This is a genomic window from Paenibacillus sp. FSL R5-0887, assembly GCF_038002305.1.
GTDB classification, from domain to species: Bacteria; Bacillota; Bacilli; order Paenibacillales; family Paenibacillaceae; genus Paenibacillus_AQ; species Paenibacillus_AQ odorifer.
Genome location: NZ_JBBOCE010000002.1, coordinates 923,469 through 949,386, shown reverse-complemented (window position 1 = coordinate 949,386; position 25,918 = coordinate 923,469). Strand labels below are relative to the sequence as shown.

The 25,918-nt window shown below is 45.6% G+C and carries 25 protein-coding genes; 8 read left to right on the top strand and 17 right to left on the bottom strand.

What is annotated here, in order from left to right:
• Positions 1–97 precede the first annotated feature (97 nt).
• The 4 genes from phnC to MKY14_RS22245 all read left to right on the top strand — a co-directional run bounded on the left by phnC (position 98) and on the right by MKY14_RS22245 (position 3,386).
• Positions 98–880, top strand: a complete 783-nt coding sequence (gene phnC, locus MKY14_RS22260; RefSeq protein WP_038568965.1) for a phosphonate ABC transporter ATP-binding protein — start codon at positions 98–100, stop codon at positions 878–880.
• Between the two features lies 1 nt (position 881).
• Positions 882–1,673 (top strand): phosphonate ABC transporter, permease protein PhnE, encoded by a 792-nt coding sequence (gene phnE / locus MKY14_RS22255; RefSeq protein WP_036676482.1) that lies wholly within the window; start codon positions 882–884, stop codon positions 1,671–1,673.
• The gene (phnE, locus tag MKY14_RS22250) at positions 1,670–2,473 is read left to right on the top strand and encodes a phosphonate ABC transporter, permease protein PhnE (protein ID WP_248547903.1); all 804 of its coding nucleotides are present in this window, start codon (positions 1,670–1,672) and stop codon (positions 2,471–2,473) included. The genes phnE (MKY14_RS22255) and phnE (MKY14_RS22250) overlap by 4 nt, the downstream gene beginning before the upstream one ends.
• 181 nt (positions 2,474–2,654) lie before the next feature.
• Positions 2,655–3,386 carry a ZIP family metal transporter gene (locus tag MKY14_RS22245; protein ID WP_036676473.1) on the top strand — a complete coding sequence of 244 codons (732 nt, stop codon included), beginning with the start codon at positions 2,655–2,657 and terminating at the stop codon, positions 3,384–3,386.
• 100 nt (positions 3,387–3,486) lie between these two features.
• Here the strand turns inward: MKY14_RS22245 and MKY14_RS22240 are convergent, their stop codons facing one another.
• Positions 3,487–4,476 carry an aldo/keto reductase gene (locus MKY14_RS22240; RefSeq protein ID WP_282579691.1) on the bottom strand — a complete coding sequence of 330 codons (990 nt, stop codon included), beginning with the start codon at positions 4,474–4,476 and terminating at the stop codon, positions 3,487–3,489.
• Positions 4,477–4,570: 94 nt separating this feature from the next.
• Complete coding sequence (locus tag MKY14_RS22235; protein WP_076130624.1) at positions 4,571–5,419, bottom strand: AraC family transcriptional regulator; 849 nt, start codon at positions 5,417–5,419, stop codon at positions 4,571–4,573.
• 200 nt (positions 5,420–5,619) lie between these two features.
• Between MKY14_RS22235 and MKY14_RS22230 the strand changes: the two genes are divergently transcribed.
• A complete protein-coding gene (locus MKY14_RS22230; protein WP_340977357.1) occupies positions 5,620–6,171 on the top strand; it encodes a general stress protein in 552 nt (183 codons plus the stop codon).
• An 89-nt stretch (positions 6,172–6,260) separates the two neighbouring features.
• Here MKY14_RS22230 and glpX read toward each other — a convergent pair whose 3' ends face one another.
• The 4 genes from glpX to MKY14_RS22210 all read right to left on the bottom strand — a co-directional run bounded on the left by glpX (position 6,261) and on the right by MKY14_RS22210 (position 9,852).
• Positions 6,261–7,256, bottom strand: a complete 996-nt coding sequence (gene glpX / locus MKY14_RS22225) for a class II fructose-bisphosphatase (protein WP_340977356.1) — start codon at positions 7,254–7,256, stop codon at positions 6,261–6,263.
• A gap of 44 nt (positions 7,257–7,300) precedes the next feature.
• The gene (locus tag MKY14_RS22220; protein WP_076220444.1) at positions 7,301–8,107 is read right to left on the bottom strand and encodes a pyruvate, water dikinase regulatory protein; all 807 of its coding nucleotides are present in this window, start codon (positions 8,105–8,107) and stop codon (positions 7,301–7,303) included.
• Positions 8,108–8,119: 12 nt separating this feature from the next.
• Positions 8,120–8,794 carry a helix-turn-helix transcriptional regulator gene (locus tag MKY14_RS22215; RefSeq protein WP_051490920.1) on the bottom strand — a complete coding sequence of 225 codons (675 nt, stop codon included), beginning with the start codon at positions 8,792–8,794 and terminating at the stop codon, positions 8,120–8,122.
• A 125-nt stretch (positions 8,795–8,919) separates the two neighbouring features.
• Entirely contained in the window at positions 8,920–9,852 is a 933-nt protein-coding gene (locus MKY14_RS22210; protein WP_076130627.1) for a DMT family transporter, read from the bottom strand.
• A gap of 168 nt (positions 9,853–10,020) precedes the next feature.
• Here MKY14_RS22210 and MKY14_RS22205 point away from each other — a divergent pair, with 168 nt between their 5' ends.
• Both MKY14_RS22205 and MKY14_RS22200 read left to right on the top strand, forming a co-directional pair.
• Entirely contained in the window at positions 10,021–11,430 is a 1,410-nt protein-coding gene (locus MKY14_RS22205) for an aminotransferase-like domain-containing protein (protein WP_340977355.1), read from the top strand.
• A gap of 179 nt (positions 11,431–11,609) precedes the next feature.
• Positions 11,610–12,305 (top strand): hypothetical protein, encoded by a 696-nt coding sequence (locus MKY14_RS22200; RefSeq protein WP_340977353.1) that lies wholly within the window; start codon positions 11,610–11,612, stop codon positions 12,303–12,305.
• A gap of 797 nt (positions 12,306–13,102) precedes the next feature.
• Here MKY14_RS22200 and MKY14_RS22195 read toward each other — a convergent pair.
• From MKY14_RS22195 to MKY14_RS22150, 10 genes are all read right to left on the bottom strand, one after another.
• On the bottom strand, positions 13,103–14,512 hold the full coding sequence (locus tag MKY14_RS22195) for a nucleoside recognition domain-containing protein (protein WP_076220490.1): 1,410 nt from the start codon (positions 14,510–14,512) through the stop codon (positions 13,103–13,105).
• Positions 14,490–15,221 carry a FeoB small GTPase domain-containing protein gene (locus tag MKY14_RS22190; protein WP_076130631.1) on the bottom strand — a complete coding sequence of 244 codons (732 nt, stop codon included), beginning with the start codon at positions 15,219–15,221 and terminating at the stop codon, positions 14,490–14,492. Before MKY14_RS22190 ends, MKY14_RS22195 begins: the two co-directional genes overlap by 23 nt.
• Positions 15,218–15,472, bottom strand: a complete 255-nt coding sequence (locus MKY14_RS22185) for a FeoA family protein (protein WP_036679839.1) — start codon at positions 15,470–15,472, stop codon at positions 15,218–15,220. Before MKY14_RS22185 ends, MKY14_RS22190 begins: the two co-directional genes overlap by 4 nt.
• A gap of 226 nt (positions 15,473–15,698) precedes the next feature.
• A complete protein-coding gene (locus MKY14_RS22180; protein WP_340012002.1) occupies positions 15,699–16,157 on the bottom strand; it encodes an SRPBCC domain-containing protein in 459 nt (152 codons plus the stop codon).
• 105 nt (positions 16,158–16,262) lie between these two features.
• A complete protein-coding gene (locus MKY14_RS22175) occupies positions 16,263–17,219 on the bottom strand; it encodes a helix-turn-helix transcriptional regulator (protein ID WP_076280460.1) in 957 nt (318 codons plus the stop codon).
• Between the two features lie 147 nt (positions 17,220–17,366).
• Positions 17,367–19,313, bottom strand: coding sequence for an ABC transporter permease (locus MKY14_RS22170; protein WP_340977351.1), 1,947 nt, complete (start codon positions 19,311–19,313; stop codon positions 17,367–17,369).
• On the bottom strand, positions 19,288–20,058 hold the full coding sequence (locus tag MKY14_RS22165; RefSeq protein WP_036679832.1) for an ABC transporter ATP-binding protein: 771 nt from the start codon (positions 20,056–20,058) through the stop codon (positions 19,288–19,290). The genes MKY14_RS22170 and MKY14_RS22165 overlap by 26 nt, the downstream gene beginning before the upstream one ends.
• A gap of 239 nt (positions 20,059–20,297) precedes the next feature.
• Entirely contained in the window at positions 20,298–21,296 is a 999-nt protein-coding gene (locus MKY14_RS22160; protein WP_340916733.1) for a sensor histidine kinase, read from the bottom strand.
• A complete protein-coding gene (locus tag MKY14_RS22155) occupies positions 21,293–21,991 on the bottom strand; it encodes a response regulator transcription factor (protein ID WP_076305599.1) in 699 nt (232 codons plus the stop codon). Before MKY14_RS22155 ends, MKY14_RS22160 begins: the two co-directional genes overlap by 4 nt.
• Positions 21,992–22,143: 152 nt before the next feature.
• On the bottom strand, positions 22,144–22,356 hold the full coding sequence (locus MKY14_RS22150; protein ID WP_340977349.1) for a hypothetical protein: 213 nt from the start codon (positions 22,354–22,356) through the stop codon (positions 22,144–22,146).
• Positions 22,357–23,506: 1,150 nt separating this feature from the next.
• Here MKY14_RS22150 and MKY14_RS22145 point away from each other — a divergent pair.
• On the top strand, positions 23,507–24,412 hold the full coding sequence (locus MKY14_RS22145; RefSeq protein ID WP_340977347.1) for a GNAT family N-acetyltransferase: 906 nt from the start codon (positions 23,507–23,509) through the stop codon (positions 24,410–24,412).
• Between the two features lie 305 nt (positions 24,413–24,717).
• Here MKY14_RS22145 and MKY14_RS22140 read toward each other — a convergent pair whose 3' ends face one another.
• Positions 24,718–25,875: a phosphodiester glycosidase family protein gene (locus MKY14_RS22140; RefSeq protein ID WP_340978048.1), complete on the bottom strand. Its 1,158-nt coding sequence runs from the start codon at positions 25,873–25,875 to the stop codon at positions 24,718–24,720.
• Positions 25,876–25,918 lie beyond the last annotated feature (43 nt).

Genomic DNA, 25,918 nt, shown 5'->3' with positions numbered 1-25,918 from the left:
GTATAACAGGCATTAAGGATAGCCAGCTCCGGATTCCCCCCCGGATCTGGCTATCTCTTTTATACGAATATACGAAAACACATAAAGGGATGATTTCATGATAGAGCTTCGTAATGTATCCAAAACGTATCTAAACGGAACCAAAGGATTAAACAACATTAACCTGACCATTCCAGCCGGAGAATTTGTAGCTATTGTTGGTCTTTCGGGAGCAGGGAAGTCGACCTTGCTGCGTTCCATTAACCGGCTTCATGATATTTCCGAAGGTAATATTCTTATTAACGGGCAGTCCATCACGAATGCAAAAGGAAGCCGGCTACGAATGATCCGTAGGAATATCGGAATGATCTTTCAAAGCTTCAACTTAGTGAAACGTACGACGGTGCTTCGTAATGTTTTGGCAGGACGGGTGGGCTATCATTCCACACTGCGGACGATACTTGGCAGATTCCCACAAAAGGATATCGATTTAGCCTTCGAATCCCTTGATCGGGTAAATATCGCCGAGAAGGCCTATACACGTGCAGATCAGCTATCTGGAGGTCAGCAGCAACGTGTAGCTATTGCCCGTGTTCTTGCGCAGGAGGCACAGATTATCCTCGCAGATGAACCTGTAGCTTCACTAGATCCGCTCACAACCAAGCAGGTTATGGATGATCTAAAGAAGATTAATATGGAACTCGGGATTACAACCATTGTGAATTTGCATTTTATTGATCTGGCTAGAGAATACGCTACCCGGATTATCGGGCTCCGGGCAGGAGAGGTTGTCTTCGATGGTCCTGTATCAGAGGCAACCGATGAGAGGTTTGCTGAGATTTACGGCAGACCGATTCATCAGGATGAGTTGTTAGGTGAGCCTGTACTCGGAGGCGTGTGAGATGAGTGTGAATGCAGAGAAGCTACATCCCAAACCGCCAAGGAAGATAAAACATTATTTCACAGCCATTATATTAGTAGTATTACTGTGGAGAAGTGCTGTCTTAACCGATTCATCCTTCGGGGAGCTGATCTCCGGTCTGCCGAATATGCTTGATTTGCTTAAGGAAATGTTTCCCCCGAACTGGGGGTATTTTGACAACATTATAGATGCGATGCTGGAGACGATCCGGATGGCGCTGGTTGGCACAACGTTTGGTGCCATTCTTGCAGTTCCGGTTGCGCTGTTGTGTGCAAGCAATATTACGCAAAGCCGTTGGCTTCATTATCCGGTCCGTATGCTGCTGAACCTGATCCGCACGATTCCCGATCTGCTGTTGGCTTCTATCTTTGTGGCTATTTTCGGCCTCGGTGCGCTTCCTGGGATATTTGCTTTGACGATATTTTCGTTGGGGCTGATCGCCAAGCTTACCTATGAAACGATGGAGACGATTGATCAAGGACCTTTGGAAGCAATGACTTCAGTGGGGGCTAATAAGATTCAACGCATTATGTTCGGAGTCATTCCACAGGTACAGGCTCATTTTATGTCTTATGTCCTATATGCCTTCGAGATTAATGTTCGTGCTGCGGCGGTTTTAGGTCTGGTAGGAGCGGGTGGGATCGGCCACTATTATGAAGTCACCCTAGGCTTTTTGGAATACGATAAGACTTGCACCATCATCTTGTTCACATTAGCAGTAGTACTGATTATTGATTATGTAAGCACTAAGCTGCGGGAGAAATTAATATGAGTAAATCATGGAATACCCTTGTCCCTAAACCCCGTAAAAATCGTTTTCGTTGGCTGATTTATGTAGCCCTAGCCGCGTTATATATTTGGGCTTTTTCGGGAGTGCCGTTTAATGGATTCAAAGAAACCGCCGGGATCATTACTAAAGCAATTTTTGCCGGGATATTCTCACCTGACTGGGCCTTCGTTTATTTACCAGATGGGGAGGATCTCCTTCGGGGATTGCTTGAGACGTTAGCTATTTCAATCCTAGGCACTTTTATCTCGACCTTTTTATGTATTCCTTTTGCATTTTGGGCTGCAGTTAACATGAGCAAGGGAAAGATAATTTCAGGTTCCGGCAAGCTGATGTTGAGCTTTATACGAACCTTCCCTGAGATTATTATGGCTTTGCTGTTTATCAAAGCTGTTGGACCGGGTTCTTTTGCAGGTGTGCTGGCTCTGGGACTACATTCGGTGGGCATGCTCGGCAAATTGTTCGCGGATGAGATTGAGAATATCGACAACGGTCCACTCGAAGCTTTAATTTCTTCTGGTGCCAGCCGCATGCAGGTATTGTGGTTTGCGGTGTTGCCGCAGGTGCTGCCGGGATTCTTATCCTATACCTTATATAGATTCGAAATTAACGTTCGTTCGGCTACAATTCTAGGTGTGATTGGAGCAGGCGGGATCGGCACACCGTTAATCTTTGCGCTCAGTTCACGGAATTGGGACCGCGTGGGGATTATACTGCTAGGTATCATTGCGATGATCACAATTATTGATTTGATTTCCGGCAAGATCCGGAAGAAGCTGGTGTAACCGAGTTGCATAATGATATGTGAGACAAAGACCTCCTTAGGGTATGAACCGAACCTAGGGGAGGTCTTTTATGATATGATCCATACTATATTGGACCATTCGAAAATGTATGAAAAAGTAATAATTATTTTTTCTGAAACATATGTTGGTCTATCCGACTTGTACCAAAGGAGTTGAAGGTTTGGAATCTGCGCTTATTGGCAGCTTTGTATCGGCAATGGCTACCGTTCTTGGAGCATTTCCGATCCTGTTCGTGAAGAGGTTATCCGAGAAGTGGAAAGATATCCTCGTAGCCTTCACTGCGGGGATTATGGTGTCCGCCTCCACGTTTGGACTCATGCCGCAATCGATCAAAGAATCGGGGATTATCGCTTTAACCTTGGGCTTGATTACCGGAGTGCTGCTGCTTGATTTAATTGAAAATAACATCCCGCATATCGATGTGGAGAATAAGCCCGGTTATACCAATATGGATTCAAAAGCGCTGCTTGTTATGATTGCGCTGTTCATCCACAACATACCAGAAGGCCTCAGTACAGGTTTCAGTTATGCCAGCGAACAGGCCAGTTTAGGTCCTACCGTGGCGATTGCCATTGGCGCACAGAATATGCCGGAAGGTTTGATTCTTGCGGTCTTTCTGATGAATTCGCGAACTAGCAAGCTAAAAGCCTTAGGAATCGTTACACTTACCGGCTTGATGGAGATGGTATCTGCGGTGATCGGGTATTTTACTGCCAGTTACCTGCATAATGTTGTGGGTTATGGTCTAGCTTTTGCAGCCGGGGCTATGCTCTTTATCGTCTACAAGGAGCTGATTCCGGAGAGTCATGGCCATGGTTATGAGCGGCCTTCGACGTATTCTTTTATTTTTGGATTATTGATCATGGTGTACATCACGCAGATATTTGGGTGAGCAAATAGAACTCTAATCTATAAAAAAGAAGACCAATGAAATGCCAGAGCAGCTTTAAGCTGCCTGACCTCATTGGTCTTTGTCTTGTTATAACTAAGCTTTATCCCCGCAGAATTGCCTCAATTTGCTCTAGTTCTTCAGCGCTAAGCTCTGGGGCATTTAAGGAAGCGACGGCATCTTCAATCTGGCTTACCTTACTTGCGCCGATCAATGCAGAAGTTACTTTGTCTCCACGGAGTACCCAAGATAACGCTAGCTGAGACATTTTTTGTCCACGTGCAGCAGCAATCTCGTTCAGTTTGCGAACCTTGCCGATCGCCTCTTCAGTAATGGCATTCTCAGACAGGAATACACTTGGGCCAGCAGCACGGGAATCAGGAGCGATTCCGTTTAGATAGCGATCGGTTAGTATGCCACCTTGTAGCGGGGAGAACACAATGGAGCCGATGCCTTCTTCAGACAATACATCCTGCAAGCCATCTTCAATCCAGCGGGACATCATGGAATAGTTTGGCTGATGAATCAGGCATGGCGTGCCAAGTCGACGCAGAATTTGTGCCGCTTCGCGTGTTTGTTCAGGTCCGTAATTCGAAATCCCGACATACAGCGCTTTACCTTGGCGTACCACGAGGTCCAGCGCAGCCATTGTTTCTTCCAGTGGTGTATTTGGATCTGGGCGGTGGTGATAAAAAATATCAACATAATCCAGTCCCATACGTTTTAAGCTTTGATCTAGGCTGGAGACGAGATATTTTTTGGAGCCCCATTCACCATAAGGACCAGCCCACATATAATAACCAGCTTTAGTAGAGATAACCATCTCATCACGATAAGGGGTCAGATCCTTTTTAAGAATTTGGCCAAAACTTTCTTCGGCGGAGCCTGCGGGTGGACCGTAATTATTGGCAAGGTCAAAATGAGTGATTCCAAGATCAAAAGCTCTTCTTACCATGGCGCGGCCATTCTCAAATAAGTCGTTGCCGCCAAAGTTATGCCATAGACCAAGCGAGATCGCTGGCAGGAGTAGACCGCTCTTTCCGGTGCGATTATATTTCATATTGTCATATCTGGTAGCGCTTGCGTTATACATGATTTATTCCTCCTATAAACACTTATTACTTAGTACGTTACGTCCTTATTGTAGCGAAAGATCGCGGACAAACGTATGTCAGCAAGGAAGAAGTTTATAGTACAATGTCATTTTCGAGATGACGGCTACGGTATTCTTTTGGCGAACAACCTTTCACTTTCTTGAACATCCGTGAAAAGAGTAAGGGGTCCTGATAGCCCACAGAACGTGAGATTTCACCAATCGTGCATAAGGTCTCTGTCAGCAGCTCGCACGCCTTAGCGATGCGGAAATTTAATAAATACTGCTGGGGTGGCATACCTATTGTCCGTTTGAACAAGGAGGATAAATATTTGCGATCCAGCTTGAGCGAAGAGGACATCATCTCAACCGAAATATTTTCACAATAATGTGTATGCAAAAAGTGCAGGCATTGCTCGACGTAAATACTCTTTTGACGTGGTAAAGGAAGTACATCTGGAACTGCTGGCACCGCTCGAAGTAACAGAGAAAAGAACTCATACATAATTGCTTTTAGAGGTAGATCCAGACTGTCCGAAGCTTCAGCTGCTTGTGTCAGGAGCTCGTATAAATTCGGCATAAGCTGTTCATCCATTGGAAAGATCGGGTGCTCAGGTGACAAGGCGGTTTTGGCCAAAATATAATCAACCTGCTCCCCGGTAAAAGCTACCCAAGAATAGGCCCATGGATTTGCTATGTCTGCTGTGTAGGCAGTTACGATATGCGGATAGGTGAGAAAAGCTTGTCCTGGCTTAAGATAATGGGTCTGTTCACCCACAGTAACTTCACCTGTTCCTGCATGGATAAAATGTATTTTATATACGTCACGGACCCCAGGCCCAAAAAAATGCCCGGGAAGACACTGCTCCCGCCCCCAGTAATGGAGATGCAGGTCGGGATTGCCTCGGAAGGGACGCTCAGAATTATAGTTAAATATCGCCATGGATGATTCCTTCTCTTTCTTCTATAGAGTTAATCAAGGTAGTTGTACCCGCTTACTTTTATTATACAGCATATTTTAGAAGGAATATTAACTCGGAATTGCAGACAATTCAAAGATCGTAGTTTATCCCTGTCCAGTTTGGTTAAGTAAGCTATGAAGCTGAACGTATGAGCTAACTACATCAATAGGAGGTAATGGAGATGAATAAGAGAATAGTGGGTGTCTTTGCTGCCGAATACAAAGCTTCGCGAGCTATTGAGGAGTTGAAGCGTCAGGGCTGTAGGACAGAGGATATTTCGATTATCGCGAGAAATAAAGCGGATGAGGAAACTCTTAGAGACGAGTCAGGAACCGTGGCCCCGGAAGGTATGGCTACAGGTGCAGCTACTGGTGGTCTGCTGGGTGGAGTAACGGGGCTGCTGATGGGAATTGGCGCTTTGGCTATTCCTGGTATTGGACCTATTATTGCAGCCGGACCTCTTGCGGCAACACTAGCCGGAGCGGCGATAGGCGCAGGCAGTGGCGGGTTAGTCGGCGGACTTATTGGCCTTGGCATCCCTGAAGAGGAAGCAGAGAGCTACGATAATTACGTGGATGAAGGTCATATTCTAGTAATGGCGGATGTGGAAGGCGAGCAGAAGGAGCAAGAAGTGAAACAAATCTTCGCAAAGTATAACAGCCTGAACGCAGAACGCTTTGAGAAAGTTGCTAATATAGATCCATTAGCGAGTGAACGTATTGGAAATAAATAAGAAGCAATTAGCATTCAGTGTAAAAAAACAAAACAGGCTATCTCACTAGCAAAGGATACTGCTAGTGAGATAGCCTGTTTTTTGCGGTTTTATAGAGAGACAGCATTTTGTCTAACAGTCTGCGCAGCCGGTATTTCTTTTCCTGGCAGGAAATGAATGCTGCGGATATAGCGGATTGTCCGGCTCTGTGCCCGCATGATTACCGAATGTGTCTCCGCGCGTTCTTTGCCGATAAAACGGACACCGTTCAGGAATTCACCTGACGTTACACCCGTGGCGGCAAAGAGGACGTCGCCCGTGCCAACCATGTCTTCCATGTATAGCACTCGCGTTGGATTGGCAATTCCCATGCGTACACAGCGCTGTAGCTCTACTGGTCCATCCGGGAGCAATCTGCCCTGCATTTCACCACCAAGGCATTTCAGTGCAGCGGCAGCAAGAACACCTTCGGGTGCTCCACCGGAACCCATATATAAATCGACATCGCTGTCTGGCAGTGCAGCCGCAATAGCGCCAGCGACATCTCCGTGACCAAGAAGCTTAATTCGTACCCCGGCTTCACGCAGGCTATTAATCAGCTGCTCATGCCGTTTGCGATCCAGCACCATTACGGTTAACTCGGAGAGGGATTTGCCAGTGTAATGGCAGGCTTTTTGCAGAGTGATCTCTACAGGGTCCTCGAGTCTAAGCTTACCGGCAAGCTCGGGCCCGCAGGCTAACTTCTCCATATAAATGTCCGGGGCATGCAGCAGGCTGCCTTTATCTGCTATAGCAATAACAGATTGCGCATTATGCAGGCCGCAGGCAACAACCTCAGTTCCTTCGAGAGGATCGACGGCTACATCGACAGAGGGACCTTTTTGGTTCCCGACTTTCTCACCAATATAGAGCATTGGAGCATGATCCATCTCTCCTTCACCTATCACAACAGTTCCGTCGATGGACACAGAATCGAACATGGAACGGATGGCAGTCGTGGCTGCATCATCTGCCGCATTTTTATCGCCCCGTCCAATCCAACGAGCCGAGGATAAAGCACCTAGTTCAGTTACCCGTACAATCTCAAGGGCCAGTTCGCGCTCCATTCTAATTCCCTCCAGTGCATTCTATATATTTTGTAAACTGAAATTTAGATATAACCCATAATAATACCAGCGGTTTCTTCTATAGCCTTGTCAGTAATATCAATTACAGGACAGCCCAGCTTGTTGAACAATGAAGCGGCGTATTCCATCTCTTCGGTGATCCGCTCCAGACTTGCATATTGGGAGCCTGTCGGTAATCCCAGAACCTTAAGCCGCTCAGAGCGGACCTTCAGCATGTACTCGGGTTTCATGGTTAATCCGATAAGCCGGTTCGGCGGCAAGCTTAATAGTTCTTGCGGAGGACCAATCTCCGGGATAATCGGATAGTTAACGACTTTTTTTCCTCTATGGGCCAAAAAGATGCTAAGCGGTGTCTTTGAAGTACGGGACATGCCCAGCAGAACGATATCGGCTTTGAGCATGGCACCCAGATCACGGCCGTCATCACAGGCGACGGTGAATTCTATAGCTTCTATGCGGCGGAAATAATTCTCGTCGAGCTGGTGGAGAAGACCTGGCCGTTGCTGAGGAGCATCGTCGAAGGTATCAATGAAGGCCTGCATCATAGGGCCCATGATATCAACGATCCGTAAATCAAGACGTACCGCTTCCTCGCGGATCATTTCTCTTAATTCTGGCTGCACTAATGTATAGGCGACAAAACCTTTATGCTGAGCTGCTTCTTCCATAAGCTTGCGTAGCTCGTCTTCATGCCTAATATTGCCGTATCTTTTAATGGTGACCTGCTGATTCTGAAATTGGTGAATAACGGCCTGCACGACAGCCTCTGCCGTATCTCCTATAGAATCCGAGCATATCGTTATTAAGTTGGAAGATTGCTCGATGCTCATGGGTTCCTCCTGTTATCCTTTGGCTTCAAGTTCGAGGAGAAGTTTGATGATGGAGGTTTTTGTTAAACGTCCTACCACATCCAGTTTTGTACCGCCGTCTTCAGCGGCGCTGGGAACAACCACCGGCAAACTGTCTACCTCGTGAAAAATCATCTTATGTGCAGCTTCAAGCACCGGCTCATCCGGTGAAGTTGTGACCACTTTGGGCTGGCGCGTCATAACCATGCTTACGGGCATGGAGACTGCACCGGGGTTGCCCAAGGTTACCTTTAAGAAATCCTTACGTGAAGCAACGCCCGTGAGTTTACCCTCTTCGTCACAGATAATAAGAGTGCCTACATCCTGTAGAAAAAGCGTAACTACGGCATCTTGAATAGTTGTGGTCTCACGGATAACTATAGGTACACTTTGAATTTCTTTGACCATCGTTTCCTGCAGCAGATAACCGCTTCCCTGACGACTGGATGATTTCAATCCTGGGAAGTACCCGACCTTCGGCTTGGCGTCGATATATTTGAGCATAACCAAAACAGACAGATCCGAGCGAATTGTTGGCCGGGTAAGATTCAAACTTTCGGCAATCTGTTCGCCGGTAATCGGAGCTCTTTTGTTAACGATATCGATAATCTCTATTTGACGTGATGTCAGTTCGATCACAATTCCCTCCACTTCCGATAAAAAAGGCATTCCTCTTTAGAAAAGAAGCGCCGTTAAGCGAATCCTCCTTTCATATATGAGTCATATTTAGCTGTGTTTAATTTAACTTGTTTATATAATACGCAATAGTGGTCATAAATGCAATATATAGTACGTCATATATTTGATTTTTTTAACGCAACAGTGTTGATCTTCTTTTTTTGCAGTAATTGCTTTAGAGCATCAGCATTCACTAGGATTGTTCCGGCAATGATGGTGAACACTCCAAGAATTGTAATCCAAGATACGGACTCCTTGTAAAAGAAAAAGCCTACACCCACCGCAATCGGTGGAGAAATATAAAGCCAGGTAGAAGGAAACACTGGGTTGGTCTTAGCTACGAGCCAGTAGAACAAGGTATGGCCGACCATGGAGCCGATAACTGTGAGATAGAGCAGTGAACCTGCTGTTTCGAATGAGAAGAGAAATGCAGGATGTACTTTTTCCGTGGCAAAAGAAAGAATGAATAACAGCGCACCGCCATACATCATTTGAGCCGCATTCAGCGCAATCGGTGAGACCTCAGGCATACTGTTAATTACTTTTTTGGAGTAAATCGCACCTACAGCATAGCAACACTCTCCAATTAGGACTACGGCGCAACCGATGAGCCACAGTGGTGAAATATCAACGGCGAGATTGGGGAGAACCAGCAGCAGTACGCCAGTGAAGCCGATGATGCAGCCATATAGGGAGATGGCGGGTGCTTTTTGCCGAAGAATAGAGGTTTGGAGCAGCAGGATCATGATCGGACCAGTGGCAGAGAGTACAGCTGCAAGCCCTGAAGAAACATATTGTTCAGCCCAGTAGAGACCCGCGAAGGTGCCGAAGGTTAGAGCAGACCCGGTGAACAACATTTCTTTGCGCAACAGCAAGGAGAAGCTGGCTTTTCGTTTCCAGACCATCCATAGGAATAGAACAGCGCCTGCGACAAAAAATCTTAAGCCCGCTGAAAAGAAAGGAGGCGCACCGGCATCTACGCCGATTTTGATAGCTAGAAAGGTCGTGCCGAAGATCAGACATACAAGTGCATAAGCAAATAAGATCATTTTGAAAGTCCCCTTTTGTGTGCTTTATAAAATATAAGAATTTATAAGCTGGCATTTTGTTAATCATATAGGGGAGAGGACAGAACAGATTACCTTGTGTAGAACAGATTAATTCGGAAATCGTGTACAATATGATTACAAGGTTGTTCGGAGAGGAGTTGTAGCCAGATGAAAAAGGTTGTGGGAGGGGAGCATAATCATCCTTTGTTTCGGCAGGTCTATGAATTTCTATTAAATCGCATGGAGCGAGGGGAATGGGTCGCACATGATAAGCTTCCTTCTATACGGTTGCTGGCGGAGGAGCTTAAGGTACATCGACTGACCGTATTCAAAGCGTACAGACGGTTGACGGAGGATGGAAAGGTTTATGTAAAAGATAAATCAGGATATTACGTGGCACCCATAATCTCGCTTCCTGCTATTGAAGTAGGAGCCGCAGTATCGGCTTATGCGCTCACTAATCCGCTGTCTGATATTCAGAGAGTACCAGTTAAGTATCAGTTCTCGCAGGCGCTGATTGATCCGGGGCTGCTGCCGAATCTTTTTCTATCTGACTATGTCAAAAAAGTGTTCGATCTATATCCCAAGGTAATGGGAACGTATGCCTCGGTCCAGGGGGATAACGAGCTGCGTGAGACGTTAAGCCACCACTTTCGGAAGCAACATCGGCTGCAGTTAACTTCGGAAGAGCTGCTTATTACCTCGGGTGCGCAGCAGGCGATCAATCTGATTGCCCGGATTGTGATTGGTCCTCTGGATACGGTGCTTGTGGAGCGGCCTACTTATAGTGTTGCTATGGATATTTTTCGCCGGGAGGGGGCACGGTTGGTCCCGGTAGAGATCACTCCGGAGGGATATGATCTGGAGGAAGTAGAAACTTTGATGAAAAAGCATAAGCCGCGTATGTTCTACATTAATCCAACGCATCACAATCCAACTGGATACACGGTGCCTGTGCAACAGCGCAAGCTGTTGGTAGAACTGGCCGAACGTTATCGCTGTTTACTGGTGGAGGATGACCCGTTCCGCGATATGTATTTTGATGAGGAGCCGCCGCCGCCCTTTTTTGCTTATGATACGGAGGGGTGGGTGATCTATATCAGCAGCTTCAGTAAATATGTAGCCCCTGGCTTACGAATCTGTGCGGTGGCCTGCCGATATCCATTTATGGAGCGTCTGATCACGGCCAAATCACTCGCGGACAATGGCACTCCGCTGCTGAATCAAAAAATATTTCTACATTACTACACCTCCCCACGCTTGCAACAGCATCTCGGTAAGCTGCGCATTGCACTTCAAGTGCATAAGGAAATTGTAGAAGAGGAGCTGGCGGGGACTGGCTGGGAATGGACGACTCCGCAAGGCGGACTAAATCTATGGGTGAAACTACCGGAGCATCTTACGATGGATCGCCTGTTTGCTTCAAGTATGGCGCAGTCGATCGCTTTTGTTCCTGGGGAGTTATTTGATCCACTGGGGGAAATGAAGTCAAGGCTTCGCCTAAGTTATTCCTTTGCAAGCGAAGGGGTGCTGCGCGAAGGAATACAGCGTTTGATTGGGATCGCGCACAGTTTGTGAGTGGTACAGCAGGTATGGGGGATTAAAGAAGAGGATATGAGGAGTTAAAGAAGATTAGGGTAATTAAAGAAGAGGATTAGAGGAGTTGCTACCGGATAAACTTGTATCACTTGTTTGGGAATTCCTGTAACACTTTCCACATTTGCTCCGTCTGTAAGGTAAAGAAGGGGGTTATCAAAGTGCGAAAGATCAATTTCCGAAAGATCAATTTCCGAAGTCCAATGATGATATTTCTAGGTGTCCTATTAATATTTACGGCTTTGCTGACGGTACGGCCCTCGGTCACTTACGCCTGTTCCTGTGTTATGCCTGCGGAGCCACTGGAAGCTCTTGAGAAAAGTACAGCTGTTTTTGTCGGGAAAGTAGTGGATATGAAGGAGCCGTCACAGGGGAACATAATTTCTTCTGCTGATCCAGTAAAGATAACCTTTGAGGTGGATTCCAGCTGGAAAGGGGTCAAGGGGAATCAAGTTACATTAACTACGGCTTTATCTTCTGCAAGCTGCGGCTTTGAATTTGTGGAAGGGGAAAGTTACATTGTCTATGCTTATGCTAGAGACGGCGGAGACTCTGGTAATCTGGAGGCTAGTTTATGCAGTCGAACTAAGCGGCTAACCGCTGACTCAGTGGATCTAAAAGAGCTGGGACCGGGTATTTCGCCTACAACGCCTACCGCTTCTCCGGAGGTAACCCCGAATAATTCACCGGAGTCAGAAGCTGGGAGTAATGAGCCTGATCAAACGGGGAACCCGGCTGGGGACAGTGATTCCTTTCCACTTGTTAATGTGGGGATTAGTGGAATAATTATCGTTCTAGCAGCTATAGCTGGGGCTGTTCTATACCGTCGTAGAAATGATGGAACGCGCAAAAAATGACTCTAACTGTAGAGTCACGTCATGTAATGTAATGGTGGGATCAAGTTAGGACGTAAGAATATATAAGGGGTTGTGATAAAATAAGCGGTCGCTCGGGATAAACATCCGAGCGACCGCTTATTTGTTTGAGATGACCTTGAGTAACTGGTGTTGGGCTGTGTTGGTGGACAAGTGGTGGAGTATGTTGGTGGGCGAAAAAGGTACTGATGCTAATGCTGGTGTGTGCTGAAGGGCGGCGTAGGTCTAGAGTTGGTATGTGTGGAAGGGCGATGCAGGTCTAGTGCTGGTGCTCAAGTGTAGCTCGGAATCATCTAGAATCAATAATTAGGGAAATCCTCCCTGATTTTATCGTGTTTTACTCATTAATAGCGATAATTGGGGAATTCCTCCCTAAAATTCTGCGGAAATTGCCCTTTTTGCCTATAATCGGCTAATTATTAGGGAGAAATTCCGCAAAAAGTTCAATATGTGCTTATAAAGTTCGATTATTAGGGAGAAATTCCCTAAATATGATTTCAAAGTGGGCGGAACTTTGTGAAGCAAATTCTAGTTATTGTTGGTGTTGCAAAGTGAAGCAAGATGAACTCTAGATATTGTAGGGTGTTGCAAAGGGAAGCAAGTTGAACTTTAGATTGTAAGGTAAAGTAAGGTGAATTCCGTGTAGCAAGGTTAATTTGGGTGATGTGATTAAGGTGAATTTAGTGAGTTAATGATGAATTTTTGCGATGTAAGTTGAAATCTGTTGAAGTCAGTTGTGATGTCACTTGAGTTTAGATCGCAAGCCTACCTCACCCTCGTCACACCCACCCAAATAACCGGGCAAGCTGAGCGACAGCAAAGGTTACTCCGATGGCGATACCCAGCGGAATGACTGCTGAGAGAACGGCCCACTTCATGCTTTTTGTTTCCTTGTAAATGTTCACGAGTGTCGTACCACAAGGATAGTGGAGCAGGGAGAACAGCATCATGTTGAGTGCGGTCAGCCAGGTCCAGCCATGTGAGAGAAAGACATCTTTGATACTGCCTAAGCTGTCGATATCAACCATAGCGCCTGAGGACATATAGCCCATAAGCAGGATAGGCAATACGATTTCATTCGCAGGAAGTCCAAGAATAAAGGCCATGATGATAAAGCCATCCATGCCAAGCAAATGTGCGAACGGATCAAAGAATGCAGCCATATGATTCAGTACAGAATCGCCGCCAATAAACAGATTGCCTAGAATCCAAGTGATAATCCCGGCAGGGGCAGCAACGACGATAGCCCGAGTAAGTACGTTAAGGGACTTATCTTTGGAGGAAATAAGTATGGTCTTCCAGATTTGTGGACGGCGGTAGGGAGGAAGCTCCAATGTGTAATGTGTGGGAACCCCACGCAGCGCAGTTTTGGACATGACCCAGGAAACGGTTAAGGTAACAATGATGCCGATTAGAACCATTCCCATTAGGACGGAGGCAGTGGTGAATGTACGAAGCGCGCCTGTCGTAGCGGCTCCTGCCATAAATAAGGAAGACAATAAAATCAGCGTGGGCCAGCGGCCGTTGCAAGGGACAAAATTGTTGGTCAGTATAGCCAGCATTCGTTCACGCGGCGATTCGATGATTCGTGTGGAGAGGATAGCGGCCGCGTTACAGCCGAAGCCCATGGACATGGTTAAAGCTTGCTTGCCATGACCACCTGATTTTTTGAACAGTCGGTCCATGTTAAAAGCAACGCGTGGCAGATACCCGAAATTCTCAAGCAGAGCGAATACGGGGAAAAAGATCATCATCGGTGGCAGCATGACACTGATTACCCATGAGGTGCCTCGATACAAGCCAAGCACAAGCACGCCGTGCAGCCAAGCTGGGGCATGGAGAGCCTCAAATCCCGCTGTCAGATATCCTTCGATGAAGCCAAAGAAGGAAGCGAGCCAGCTAGAAGGGTAGTTAGCCCCGGCAATCGTAATCCAGAATACGACACCGAGAATGGCGAGCATGATGGGAAAACCCCAAATTTTGGAGGTCACGATATTATCCAGCTTGTAAGTGCTGTTCAGTTTCTTCTTATCCCGATAAGTAACTGCATCTCCGCAGATGCCTGCGGATACGCCATATATACCACTGACAATCTCATCCCGAATGGCTCCGCCGTCAGCGAGCTTTTTTGCGGTGGACAATAGGGAATCTAGAGCGTCAGATCCCTTAGTGATAGGCAGTGACTCCATGGCCGATGACCTCCTTTGCTTCGGGTAAATCCTTGCTTTTCATATGCTCTTTAAGTGAAGTAAGCAGGCTGTCATCACCGTCCAATAAGCGCAGTGCAATCCAGCGAGCGGGATATTTGGTACCGATGGTTTGCTCTACCAATGGTGTAAGCTCGGCAATTCCCCGTTCGATCTCTTCGTTGTAACTAATCCGCAGCGGCTGCGCTGTGAATGAGCCTGTAGCCACTCGCTCCACTTGATCCAATAAGGCATCGATCCCTATTTTATTGCGTGCCGATATCGCAACGACGGGTACGCCGAGACGTTTGGAGATACTCTTCAGGTTGATGTCGATGCCCAGCTTACGTGCTTCATCAATGAGGTTGATGCAGACAACCGCCCGTCCGGTAATCTCCAGCACTTGCAAGGCAAGATTGAGATTACGTTCCAGCGAAGTAGCGTCAAGCACTACAAGTGTCACGTCTGGCTGTTCAAAAATAATATAATCTCTAGCCGCTTCTTCATCCGCGGAATTTGAGTATAGGGAGTACGTTCCTGGTAAATCTACCGCGAGGTATGAATGGTTATTGTGTTTGAATTCGCCTTCGGCAGTAATGACGGTTTTACCTGCCCAGTTTCCAGTATGCTGTCGCATGCCGGTTAGCAGGTTGAATAGTGTGCTTTTTCCGGTGTTAGGATTGCCTGCAAAAGCGACGGTGAACTGACTCATGCTTCTACACCTCCAATTAATTCTCCGAATATTAAAGAACTTTCTTCTCTACGCAATGCAATGGTCGTATTGCTTACCCGAAAAGCTATAGGATCTCCTAATGGACTACGCCGCAACACCTCTACGATATTCCCGACTACGAACCCGAGGTCCAGTAATCTTCTTCTAAGCACACCTTGAACTTCAATGTCGCTGATGCGCAGCGTGCTACCCTTTGCAGCCTCTGATAAAGGAATAGTTGTTCCAGTCATGAGATCCCTTCTTTCATTTATATTTTTACCGCCTATGGTTTTTATTTTGTGTATTAGAACATTTCTTGTAGTCTGGCACAACATTAGTATATGGCAACAACTTTGTCCCTGCAACAAGAATGTTTCCCTTAGGCAAAATAAAATTAAGCAAAAAAAGCCCCTGACGAAAGAGGGCTTGTACGCACTTTTCCGCAGGGTTGAGCTTAATTCCTAATTAACATTAAAATTACGACCAGCTGCCAAAATCAAGTGTACGTCCGGTCTCGACCAAGGTTTTAATATTACTCAGAACCTGCCACCAGGCGTTGATACTGCCAGCATATGAAGGATCATCAGGATGCCATTCATCGTGGATAAGCGTAAGTTTAGTAGTTCCACCCACCGGTTCAAGCAGCCAAGATATACGCGATTCATATCTTTCTGTACCCTTATGATAGGAGGGGCCGACCTTATGCGTGAAACGAAACGCTTTTTGTGGAGTGAACTCCAGCAGAGTCCCATATACATGTATCGTTTCATCGCCATCTGCACCGGGACCAACATATTCCAGCAATTCACCTTCTTTAAAAGTGGATTGGATTACGCTCCCGTAGTAAATCTGTTTAGTACCTTCGGGAGAGATCAAAGTCTCCCATACCTGCTCAGGTGTTCCGGCAATATAAAATTCATAGTGAAGTTCTTTCATTCCTTATTCCTCCTTGGTTTGTACAATCATTTATTCCCTTAGACTTATTTACACTATACAAAAGGATCACTGACAACTACGGTCAGTGATCCTAAAATAATCATTTTAAGTCTTATAATAAGCTGCCAGATCGGTAGCGATAGCGGACAGCTTTTGTTTCAGAGCTAAAGGCTCTAGGATTCGTAGTGTTGATCCATAAGGCAACAAGAAGTAAGGCGCATAAGTCAGTAAGGAGGTCTCATCGACTTGAAAACGGGCTTGTCCGTCAATGCGCTGCACCAGCGCATGTCCAAACAGCCAATGACTGCATAGATCGTTCAGGATTCCTTCATCGGCGGCGATGACTACTGCTATGAGTTTCTCTGGAGTATTTGGTGTGGGCAGCAAGCTTTTTAACAAAAAATCACGTGCAGAGAAGTCAGCAGGACGGGCAAACAGAGCTTCTGTGCGGTGCAGTTCAGTTATTCTATCGACTCGGAAAGACCGAATTTCTTGCCTCTGATGGCAATAAGCAACGGTGTACCATTGCCCTTTCCACAGGACAAGTCCATAAGGATCAATAGCGCGGGAAGAAATCGTCTCCCCGTTTCCCTTCCGATATTCCATCTGGAGGGTATGTCCGTTCGCCGTCGCTAATTCAAGCTCTTGCAGTAGGTGGGGAAGCGGCGCAGCAGGGGAGTGGATGGTTTCTATCCCGCTCTCATGACGCTCCATCTGTTCTAATTGCTGCGCATTGCTGTACCGTTTCAGTTTGGCGATTGCTTGATCTAGAGCTTCTACATAAGGATATCCAGTTCCCCGCGCAAAGGAGGCGGCTTGCAGGAGGGAACGTTGTTCGTCGGAGTCAAAGAATAACGGGACCTCGGAAAAATGCTCCGGAAGGCTATAGCCACCACCAGGTCCACTATCCGCGATAATGGGTACGCCACTGATGCATAACGCGTCGATGTAACGATAGACAGAGCGGACACTGATCTCTAGCGCTTCTGCTAGTTCCCCGGCGGTTCTTCCCCGTTGCTTGAGCATCCAGAGAATGGATAACATGTGATCAGCCTTGGACATAAATCAGGAACCTCCTTGCCTCATTAATTAGTAATAGTTTACTAACTATAGCAAATTGCCTATTGATCAGCTAGAGAACCTTTTGGTGCTGCCATAAGTTCCAAGCCGCGAAGTACATCCAGGGTTACGATTCTTTTCAACATGGTGTTACACCATTATTTTCTTGAGACTATGAATGTACCGTGATCTCGCAATAAGGAAATAGATAGTTTGCACAACCAGAAATACAGCAGATGTAGTAAGCACGGGCACAGTTACATTTGTGATATTAATCTGTTTCAGTATCGGGCGTATCACGACAAGGGTCTGAATGGTGGCAATAATAATCGGAATATAGAAAAGCACAGAAATCTGTTTGGTAGCAGAAGCTGACATTTCTTTAGTACTTAAACCGATTTTGGACAAAGCATTATACATTTGCTTATCTGTGTTGAGCTCAGTATGAAGTTTAAAAAAGAGAAAGCTGGCCGATGAAAGCGAGAAGATCAGTGCGATAAAAATTCCTATAAAGCTAAGCATGGCGGCTCCCTGTTTGGTCGATAGATAGCTGTCTGCTCGCGATCCCAGTATAGAGCTGTATTGATGGTCAGCCTTGTTAGCGGCTTTATTCCATTGGATAAGGTCTCTGGTGACAACAGCTTCAGCTGAGCTGTCATTAGGTGTAGGACCGTCCCAAGCAGGGATTTTGTATAGATATCTCACATAAGGTCTAGTGTACTTCTCTGCTGAATTAGAAATCTTATGATATAAGTTGTCATCTACGATTAGAAGTGAGGTGGCCATTGGATCTACTGGATGCACCTTTGGTGTTCGTAATTCTTTTAACATCAGTTCCTCATCTTTTTGAACCTTCAAATGAATCGCTCGATTAGTAGCATAATTCTGTGAATCCATATGTGGGTTCAGCAGTAATACAGCTTCTTTTTCAGACAAGGGTCCAACCTCGGATACATCCATCTGTAAGCCCAGTTGATTGAACTGTGAGCGGGAGATCAGATCAATTCCAAGTATTATTTCCTTATCGATTCCTTGAATGGAAGCAGAGATTAGATCTACTTTATTCTCTGTATACTCGACTTTAGCATTCTTTAATTTAGTGTGAATGGGCTCTAAATCTGGTGCTTCATCCTTCGGATCATAAATCGTATAACTCACAGCGAATGGGGATTTTTTATAGAGGTCTGAGTTCGCTTGATTAATCGATAAAAGAATTCCCGAAGCCATACAGGCAAGCGAGGTAACCACAGTTACAAGGAACAGCATTCTTGCATTGTCTTTAATCTTATAACTCATCTCGGAAATCCACAGCAGATTGGTTCCGCGCCATAACCGTTTGCGTCTTAGTTTTAGTAGGCGAATGCCCAATACAGATAACTGAGAGTAGAAAAAGTAGGTTCCAGCGATACCTGTGACAGCGGCGACTAATAGTGAGGACGGGGACAATTGCTTCCGAATCGCGAGAGCGCCGACGGTCAACAGTAGAAGCCCAAAGAGCGAGAACAACAAGGAGACACGGGGTTCTTTTTTAGGTTTAACATTTCCCTTAAGCAGTTCAAGAACTTGATGTTTACGAATGAACAATAATGTGAAGATCGAAATGACCAGAAATAATGAAATGAAAGAGATAGAAGTAATCGTTAACGCCTTCATTGGCCAATAAAAGGGTAGTGGCTCCATGCCCATAATTGTCGTGCTTAGCAGCAAGAATAACTTGGATAAAAGCATGCCGAAAGACACACCTGTTACTATAGAGAGCAGTCCGATCAGCATGTTTTCTATAAGAATCAGCTTGTTGATCTGGCCAGGGCGTGCGCCTAAAATCATCAGTATGCCGAACTCCAGATTACGCATTTTCAGAAACGCACTAATCGAATATAGTACGAAAAAGAACGCAAAGATAAACACAATGTAAGAAGCAATTTGCATGCCGGAGGCTGAATTCGCACCCAGCGCGATGTTGGTAATACTAGGGTGATAAATAAAGACTGAATAAGAGAAAAAGATCATGACCATAAAAGCACTGCTTAAGAAAAAAGCAAAATAAGCGCGCGAATTACGGCGTACATTATTAAACGCGAATTGAGGAAAGTTCATGACTATTCCCTCCCCAGAACGAAAGTGTATCGATAATCTTTTGGAAGAAGGCCTGACGGTTATCTCCCCGGTGAATTTCGGCTGCTAGTTTGCCGTCTTTTATAAAAACAATTCGGTTGCAGTAGCTCGCTGCCAGTGGATCATGTGTTACGAGCATTAGCGTGGTGCCTTCTTTGTGGTTAATATCCTCCAGCGATTCCATCACCATCCGCGAAGAATTAGAGTCAAGCGCACCCGTAGGTTCATCGGCCAAAATAATCGAAGGAGAGGTGATGATCGCCCGGGCAATTGCGGTCCGCTGACGTTGTCCCCCTGAAATTTCATAGGTGCGTTTGCTCAGAATATCGGTAATGTTTAAGCGTTCAGCGACTCTTTGAAGCAAGATTTCCATCTGTGAGAGCTTACGGTTATCCAAAGTCAGGGGCAGCACAATATTTTCGGCGACGGTTAATGTCTCAAGCAGGTTGAAGTCCTGAAACACAAAGCCTAGCTGTTTTCGGCGAAAGTGAGCGAGCTCTTTTTTATTCAAAAGATAAGGGTTGCTGCCATTGATATTCACTTCGCCAGAGGACGGCTGGTCGATTGTGGATACCATATTGAGCAGTGTTGTTTTACCGCTACCAGACGGTCCCATAATTCCGACAAATTCACCTTTTTCAATATTAAGATGAATATCGGTGAGGGCTTGGGTCACTATTTTGCCGGGGTATACCTTATGAAGTCCTTTGACTTCCAATACGTTCATATCATTCATTCCTTCCAATACAAAAATGATTTCATCCGCCTTATTCGGGAAACGGGTTATGTATATAATTTATAAGATCGAGAGATTAGCTGCTATGGATTTACCTTAAGGTTTCCTTACAGAGACGTTAAGGTTATGTTCGCCTTTCTCCTTGTGGAGAATGGGTTGAGAGATAAGTAGCCTATAAAGAAGAAGGAGGCTTCAAAGCCATGAATAATGACGACGAAGTCCCCTCAATATTATTTCTGTAGATGATCACTGTTGCTAAAAATAAGCCGCACACGGGTTCCTTTCCCGAGCCGGGACTGAATATCCACCTTGTGTTCGAGCCTGTTGCAAATCTCCCGGACGAGATACAGCCCCATCCCTGTCGATTCATGATAATGTCGTCCGCGGTCACCCGTAAAGTAGGGATTAAAGACCCGCTTCAGATCCTCAGGAGAAATGCCGATCCCTTGATCGGTAATATCCAGAATCGTGTCGGTGCCTACACGCTGAGCTGAGAGGGTAACGGTCTTGCCAGTACCGGAGGTATAGTTTACGGCATTGGTTAAGATTTGGGCCAGCATAAACATTAACCATTTAGCATCGCTATATACCGCGAGATTGGCATCCACCTGTACATCTACTTTTATACCCCGGCGTATGAATAGTCTGCGATTTTCGGCTACCGCCTCACTAACGGTTTTGCGCAGAAGTAACGGTTCAACTTGAAAATCATTTTCAAATCGGTCAAGTCTTGAAGTGTAGATAACCATCTCCAGCCCTCTGCGCAGACGTTCCAGTTCCTCCTGAATACTTGCGGCAGCCTCCTCTTCAAGATCCTTTAGCGTAAGCTGAATTACAGAGAGCGGGGTCTTCATTTGATGAACCCAGCGATTCATGAATACGATATGCTGATCCATCTGGCGCGCATGCGCATTCACTTGCTCCTGATACTGGCGGTCAATCAGCTGCAATAACTCATGGATAGCTTCTGAAAGAGGAGTGTCTCCTAAGGAAACAAGATGTTTTTGGAGCATGTCCATAGGTTCGCTTAATGCTGCATACAATCTCCGGTGCTGAACGTATCGGTAGCCTAGATATAGCAATAGAACTACGGTACTCAAGGCGATTCCATAAAGCATGATAGAGATCGGTCTGTTCTCACCAGACAGCCAATACAGCAAAGGGATAAGCAGCATCTGAAGCAGATAGAATAGGATCAGTGAGATCTGGTCTCTCCAAAAAAGCCTCATGGCGTATCCTTAGAAACATTAAGCCGATAGCCAGCGCCTCTTACGGTTTCCACAATGTCGCCAAGACCGAGATCCTTGAGCTTTTTGCGTACACGGGTTATGTAGACATTTAATGTATTGTCATCTATGAAATGCTGATCCTTCCACATGAGATCGAGCAGACGCTCCCGGTTAACCACTCGTCCTTCCTTAAGCAGTAAAGCTTCCAGTAGAACCGCTTCCTTCTGGGTTAGCTCACTCGTGTGCCCGTCGTAGTGGATCATATATCGTTCAGGATAGAGGATTAAACCTCCAGATTGGAGTTTATTCTCTTCTTGAGTCTGTGAGTATGAACCGTATGCTCTACGTATGTGGCTGCGGATTTTGGCAAGTACAACCTCATAGTGAAAAGGCTTAGTGATATAATCGTCCCCGCCATTCTCAAGCGCCATCACCTGATCCATTCCACTATCCCGTGCAGAAATGAACAGAATCGGGCAGAGTGAGAGGGAACGAATCTGGCGGCACCAGTAGAACCCATCGTATTTAGGCAGATTGACGTCCAGTAAGATAAGGTCAGCCGAGCTTTCATTAAAAGTCTCCAGCACCCTGTTGAAATCCTCTACAATAATTGTATGGAACCCATATTTCGATAGGTACGTGCTCAGCAAGCTTGCCAGCTTGGCATCGTCCTCTATGATTAGAATCGTCTCCATATTTTCACTCCTTTGTTCAGTTATACAGTAACATGGACAAGGAAAATTATGCAAAAAGAGTACTCTTATTCGTGGTCAACGTAAGAATCTAGCTAGTTTTACCGAAGGGGAATTTGGCTGATCTAAGCCTAGCTGATCTAGCTCTAGCTTATCTAGCCTAGCTCTAGCTGATCTAGCTCTAGCTGAACTTGCTCTAGCTGATCTAGCTCTAGCTGAACTAGCTCTAGCTGAACTAGCTCTAGCTGAACTAGCTCTAGCTGAACTAGCTCTAGCTGATCTAGCTGATCTAGCTTTAGCTGATCTAGCTCTAAGCAATCCAGATTTCGCTCAAGCGGATTATCCAGACTTAATTGCACTTTGTACACTTATTTCTCCGTAAATAGTCCCTAGAATCCATTTAATTGCACTCTGTGCAACTAAAAAGGGTGAATCTAGTGCAATTAAAGGAAAACCGGAAATTTAACTGCACGAAATACAACTAAACTAACTTTTGAAGGAGCATTCTGAGGAATAGTTGCACTAAATGCAGTTAACGGATGTGAGGAGCTCATAATTATCGCTTGAGAAAGCTTGATCAGTGACTATTTCCTCTGAAAGAAGATCGCCCACTCCAAAACTTTCTCTAATCGCACTTTGTACACTTATTTCTGCATAGATAGTCCCTAGTAGCCGTTTAGTTGCACTTCGTGCAGCTAAAAAGGGTGAATTCGGTGCAATTAAAGGAAAACCAGAAATTTAACTGCACGAAATACAACTAACTATTTTTTTAAGTAACATTCTGAGGAAATAGTTGCACTAAATGCAGTTAACGGATGCGTGGAGCTCATAATTATCGCTTGAAAATAGTTGATCAGTGACTATTTCCTCCCGAAGAAGAACGCCCACTCCAAAACTTACTCTAATTGCACTTTGTACACTTATTTCTGCGTAGATAGTCCCTAGAAGCCGTTTAGTTGCACTTCGTGCAGCTAAAAAGGGTGAATTCGGTGCAATTAAAGGAAAACCGGAAATTTAACTGCACGAAATACAACTAAACTAACTTTTGAAGGAGCATTCTGAGGAATAGTTGCACTAAATGCAGTTAACGGATGCGTGGAGCTCATAATTATCGCTTGAGAAAGCTTGATCAGTGACTATTTCCTCCGGAAGAAGATCGCCCACTCCAAAACTTACTCTAATTGCACTTTGTACACTTATTTCTGCGTAGTTGGTCATTATAAGCCATTTAATTGCACTTCGTGCAACTATAAAGGGTGAATCTAGTGGAATTAAAGGAAAACCAGAAATTTAACTGCACGAAATACAACTAACTATTTTTTTAAGTAACATTCTGAGGAAATAGTTGCACTAAATGCAGTTAACGGATGCGTGGAGCGCATAATTTTCACTCAAGAAATGTTTGTTTTGTGAACGTACGGATCATATTCGGTAGTATAAAATAATAATAACTAATTATGATATATGCTTCATTTTTACATCTCCCTTAATATGAAATTAAAGAGAGGGGCGTGGAAAATGAACTTTAATTTTAGAAGCTACCGTTCTGAAGATCTGCTAAAGGTACGTCATTTTCTTATACAAAGTTACAGTAAGCTAAAGACTCCAAATACCTGGCTTATAGACCGCTGGGAATTTGTTGCTTTTTTTCAGGAGACGAGAAGTGGAACGCTGGAGCAGTGGGAACAAAAAGTGGGCTTATGGGAGTATGAGAATGGAGAGCTTGCAGCTGTAGTGTGCAGGGACGATGGGTTCTATTTTCAGTGTGCTGAGATGAATCCTCCGGAAAAATTACTTGAAGAAATGTTCGCTTTTGCTGAACAAAAAGCTGAGGAAGAGAACGGTGGTTACGTAGAGCTGTATGTGCCAATACCGGAGAATATGACTTCTGCGGCGGAGGTTGCTCGTAAGAGGGGGTATCATCAAACGGGTGGTAAGGAAAGCGTAAACTCCTTGCGATTGGATGAGGAATTCCCTGTGGAGCTCCCCTCTGGCTTTAGAATATGCAGCGGAGATGAGATCGAGGTTACTGCAAAAGCGCTCGGACATATCATGGCCTTCGACTATGCAGAAACGGCGGAGGCAGAGCTCACGCTGCTGCATTATGGGAATATGAGTAACGCTCCAAGCTATAATCCGCAGCTCGATCTTAGCGTTGTGAATGACACGGGCGAAGTGGTTTCCTTTTGTAATATTTTTTGGGACAGCAGCAATAGAATTGGTGCTCTGGAGCCTGTAGGCACATCCATTAACTATCGAAAGCTGGGACTGGGACGGGCGGTTCTACACGAAGGATTTAACCGTTTAAAACAACTCGGAGCTAGTAAAGTTTACGTAGGTTCTATGCAGCCTTTCTATGAGGAATTGGGCTTTACTACAGAAGTTTGGTTACAGGTGTGGGAATATTCAGGTCACACAGATTAAGTTGCACCGGCTGCCCCCGATATTGAATCTGTCAGCAGTACCTAAACTGGCAACGTACTATGAAAAATCCCCTTGATGGGTAAGTCATCAAGGGGATTTTTGGGTTTGAGCTCGGCAATCATATGCTGCACAGTAATCTCATACGTCGCACAGCAATCATACCGCCATAGCAATTATGCGCTGCAAACTGCCTCTGATTGCACTTTGTACAATAGAATCGTATATTCTTAGTAGCCGAAGCCGAGCAGTAGCCAAGCCAAATCACAAAGCTCAGCACTCGCAACTAGCCGTCTGACCAAGAGATTTTATTGATATTTGACTACAATTGCATTGCTGATCTGACGCCCAGGGGACGTAAGATATTTGCCGTTGTAGTAGAGCCCGCTGGATGCACCACCATCCAGATTCATGGCTTGATACGCTCCAGCTTGCTTCATCATTTCTGCCAGCTGTGGGATGGTGGCTCCACCAGTGGTCAGCAGAATGAGCTTATGGTCACGTGTTAATCCGAGCGCGCTGCGGGCTCCGCCGCCGGTTAAGATTTTCGGATCCTTGAAGCCTTCTGCCGCGACATTAAGGGATACCTTACCGTTCACAAGAAGACGCGGGCCGGCTTGAAGAGCTCCTTCCATGGAGCCGGAAGCGAAGCGGCTTGTGAAATCCAGCCCAGGAATCAGTGACGCCAGATGGTTGCTGTCATAGGTAAAAATCGTCCGGCGATCCCCGGAGCTATTTTTAAGCATTTTTCCGCCGCTGACAATGTAACCGTATGGAGCTTTGTATGCTCCTTTTGTATAGGCATCAAAAAATGTTCCGTTAATCGCAACTACGGCATTATTACGTTTAGCCAGACTGCTTAGGTCCTCCACTTTTCCGACCGTATTTCCAGCCAGTACGACATCAAGTTTCACCTTAGGATGCAGCAGGGACACTGTAACCGTCTGGGCTTTGAAGGATCTGCCGCCAACTTTGAAGGTTTTACTAGCGCTGACAACTGGTGAAGAATCCGCTTTGATTAGTGCGCCGGACTGTACAGGAACAGTGGTTGCAATATCATTACTCTTAAGGGTTAATGAAGAGGCTTCCTTATCCCAAGTTAATTGAATGCCAAGCGTTGTGCTGATAAAAGACAACGGGATATATACCGTGCCATTATCACTGAAAGCAAGATCAGTTAGTGTAACCGACTTTTCATTGACGAGCGCAGCGGTTTGACCTAATGTAAGCGTTATGGTGGTGTCTGCATTCGTAATGCTTATACGTTTTTCGTTAGGATTCCATACAGACTGTATACCAGTGAAGCTATTTAAGAGACGCAGTGGTATGTATGAATGGTTATTCTTGTCCACATAGACGGTGTTTTTAGGAACTGGTGTTGCACCAACAGTGGATGGGCAAGTGGTGGCGACAAGCGGAACGAGCAGTAAGAAGGTAAGAAACAGAGTGGACCCTAGCTTTTTCATCATAAACAATTACTCCTTATCTTGTAGCTGTTGTAAAAAACGA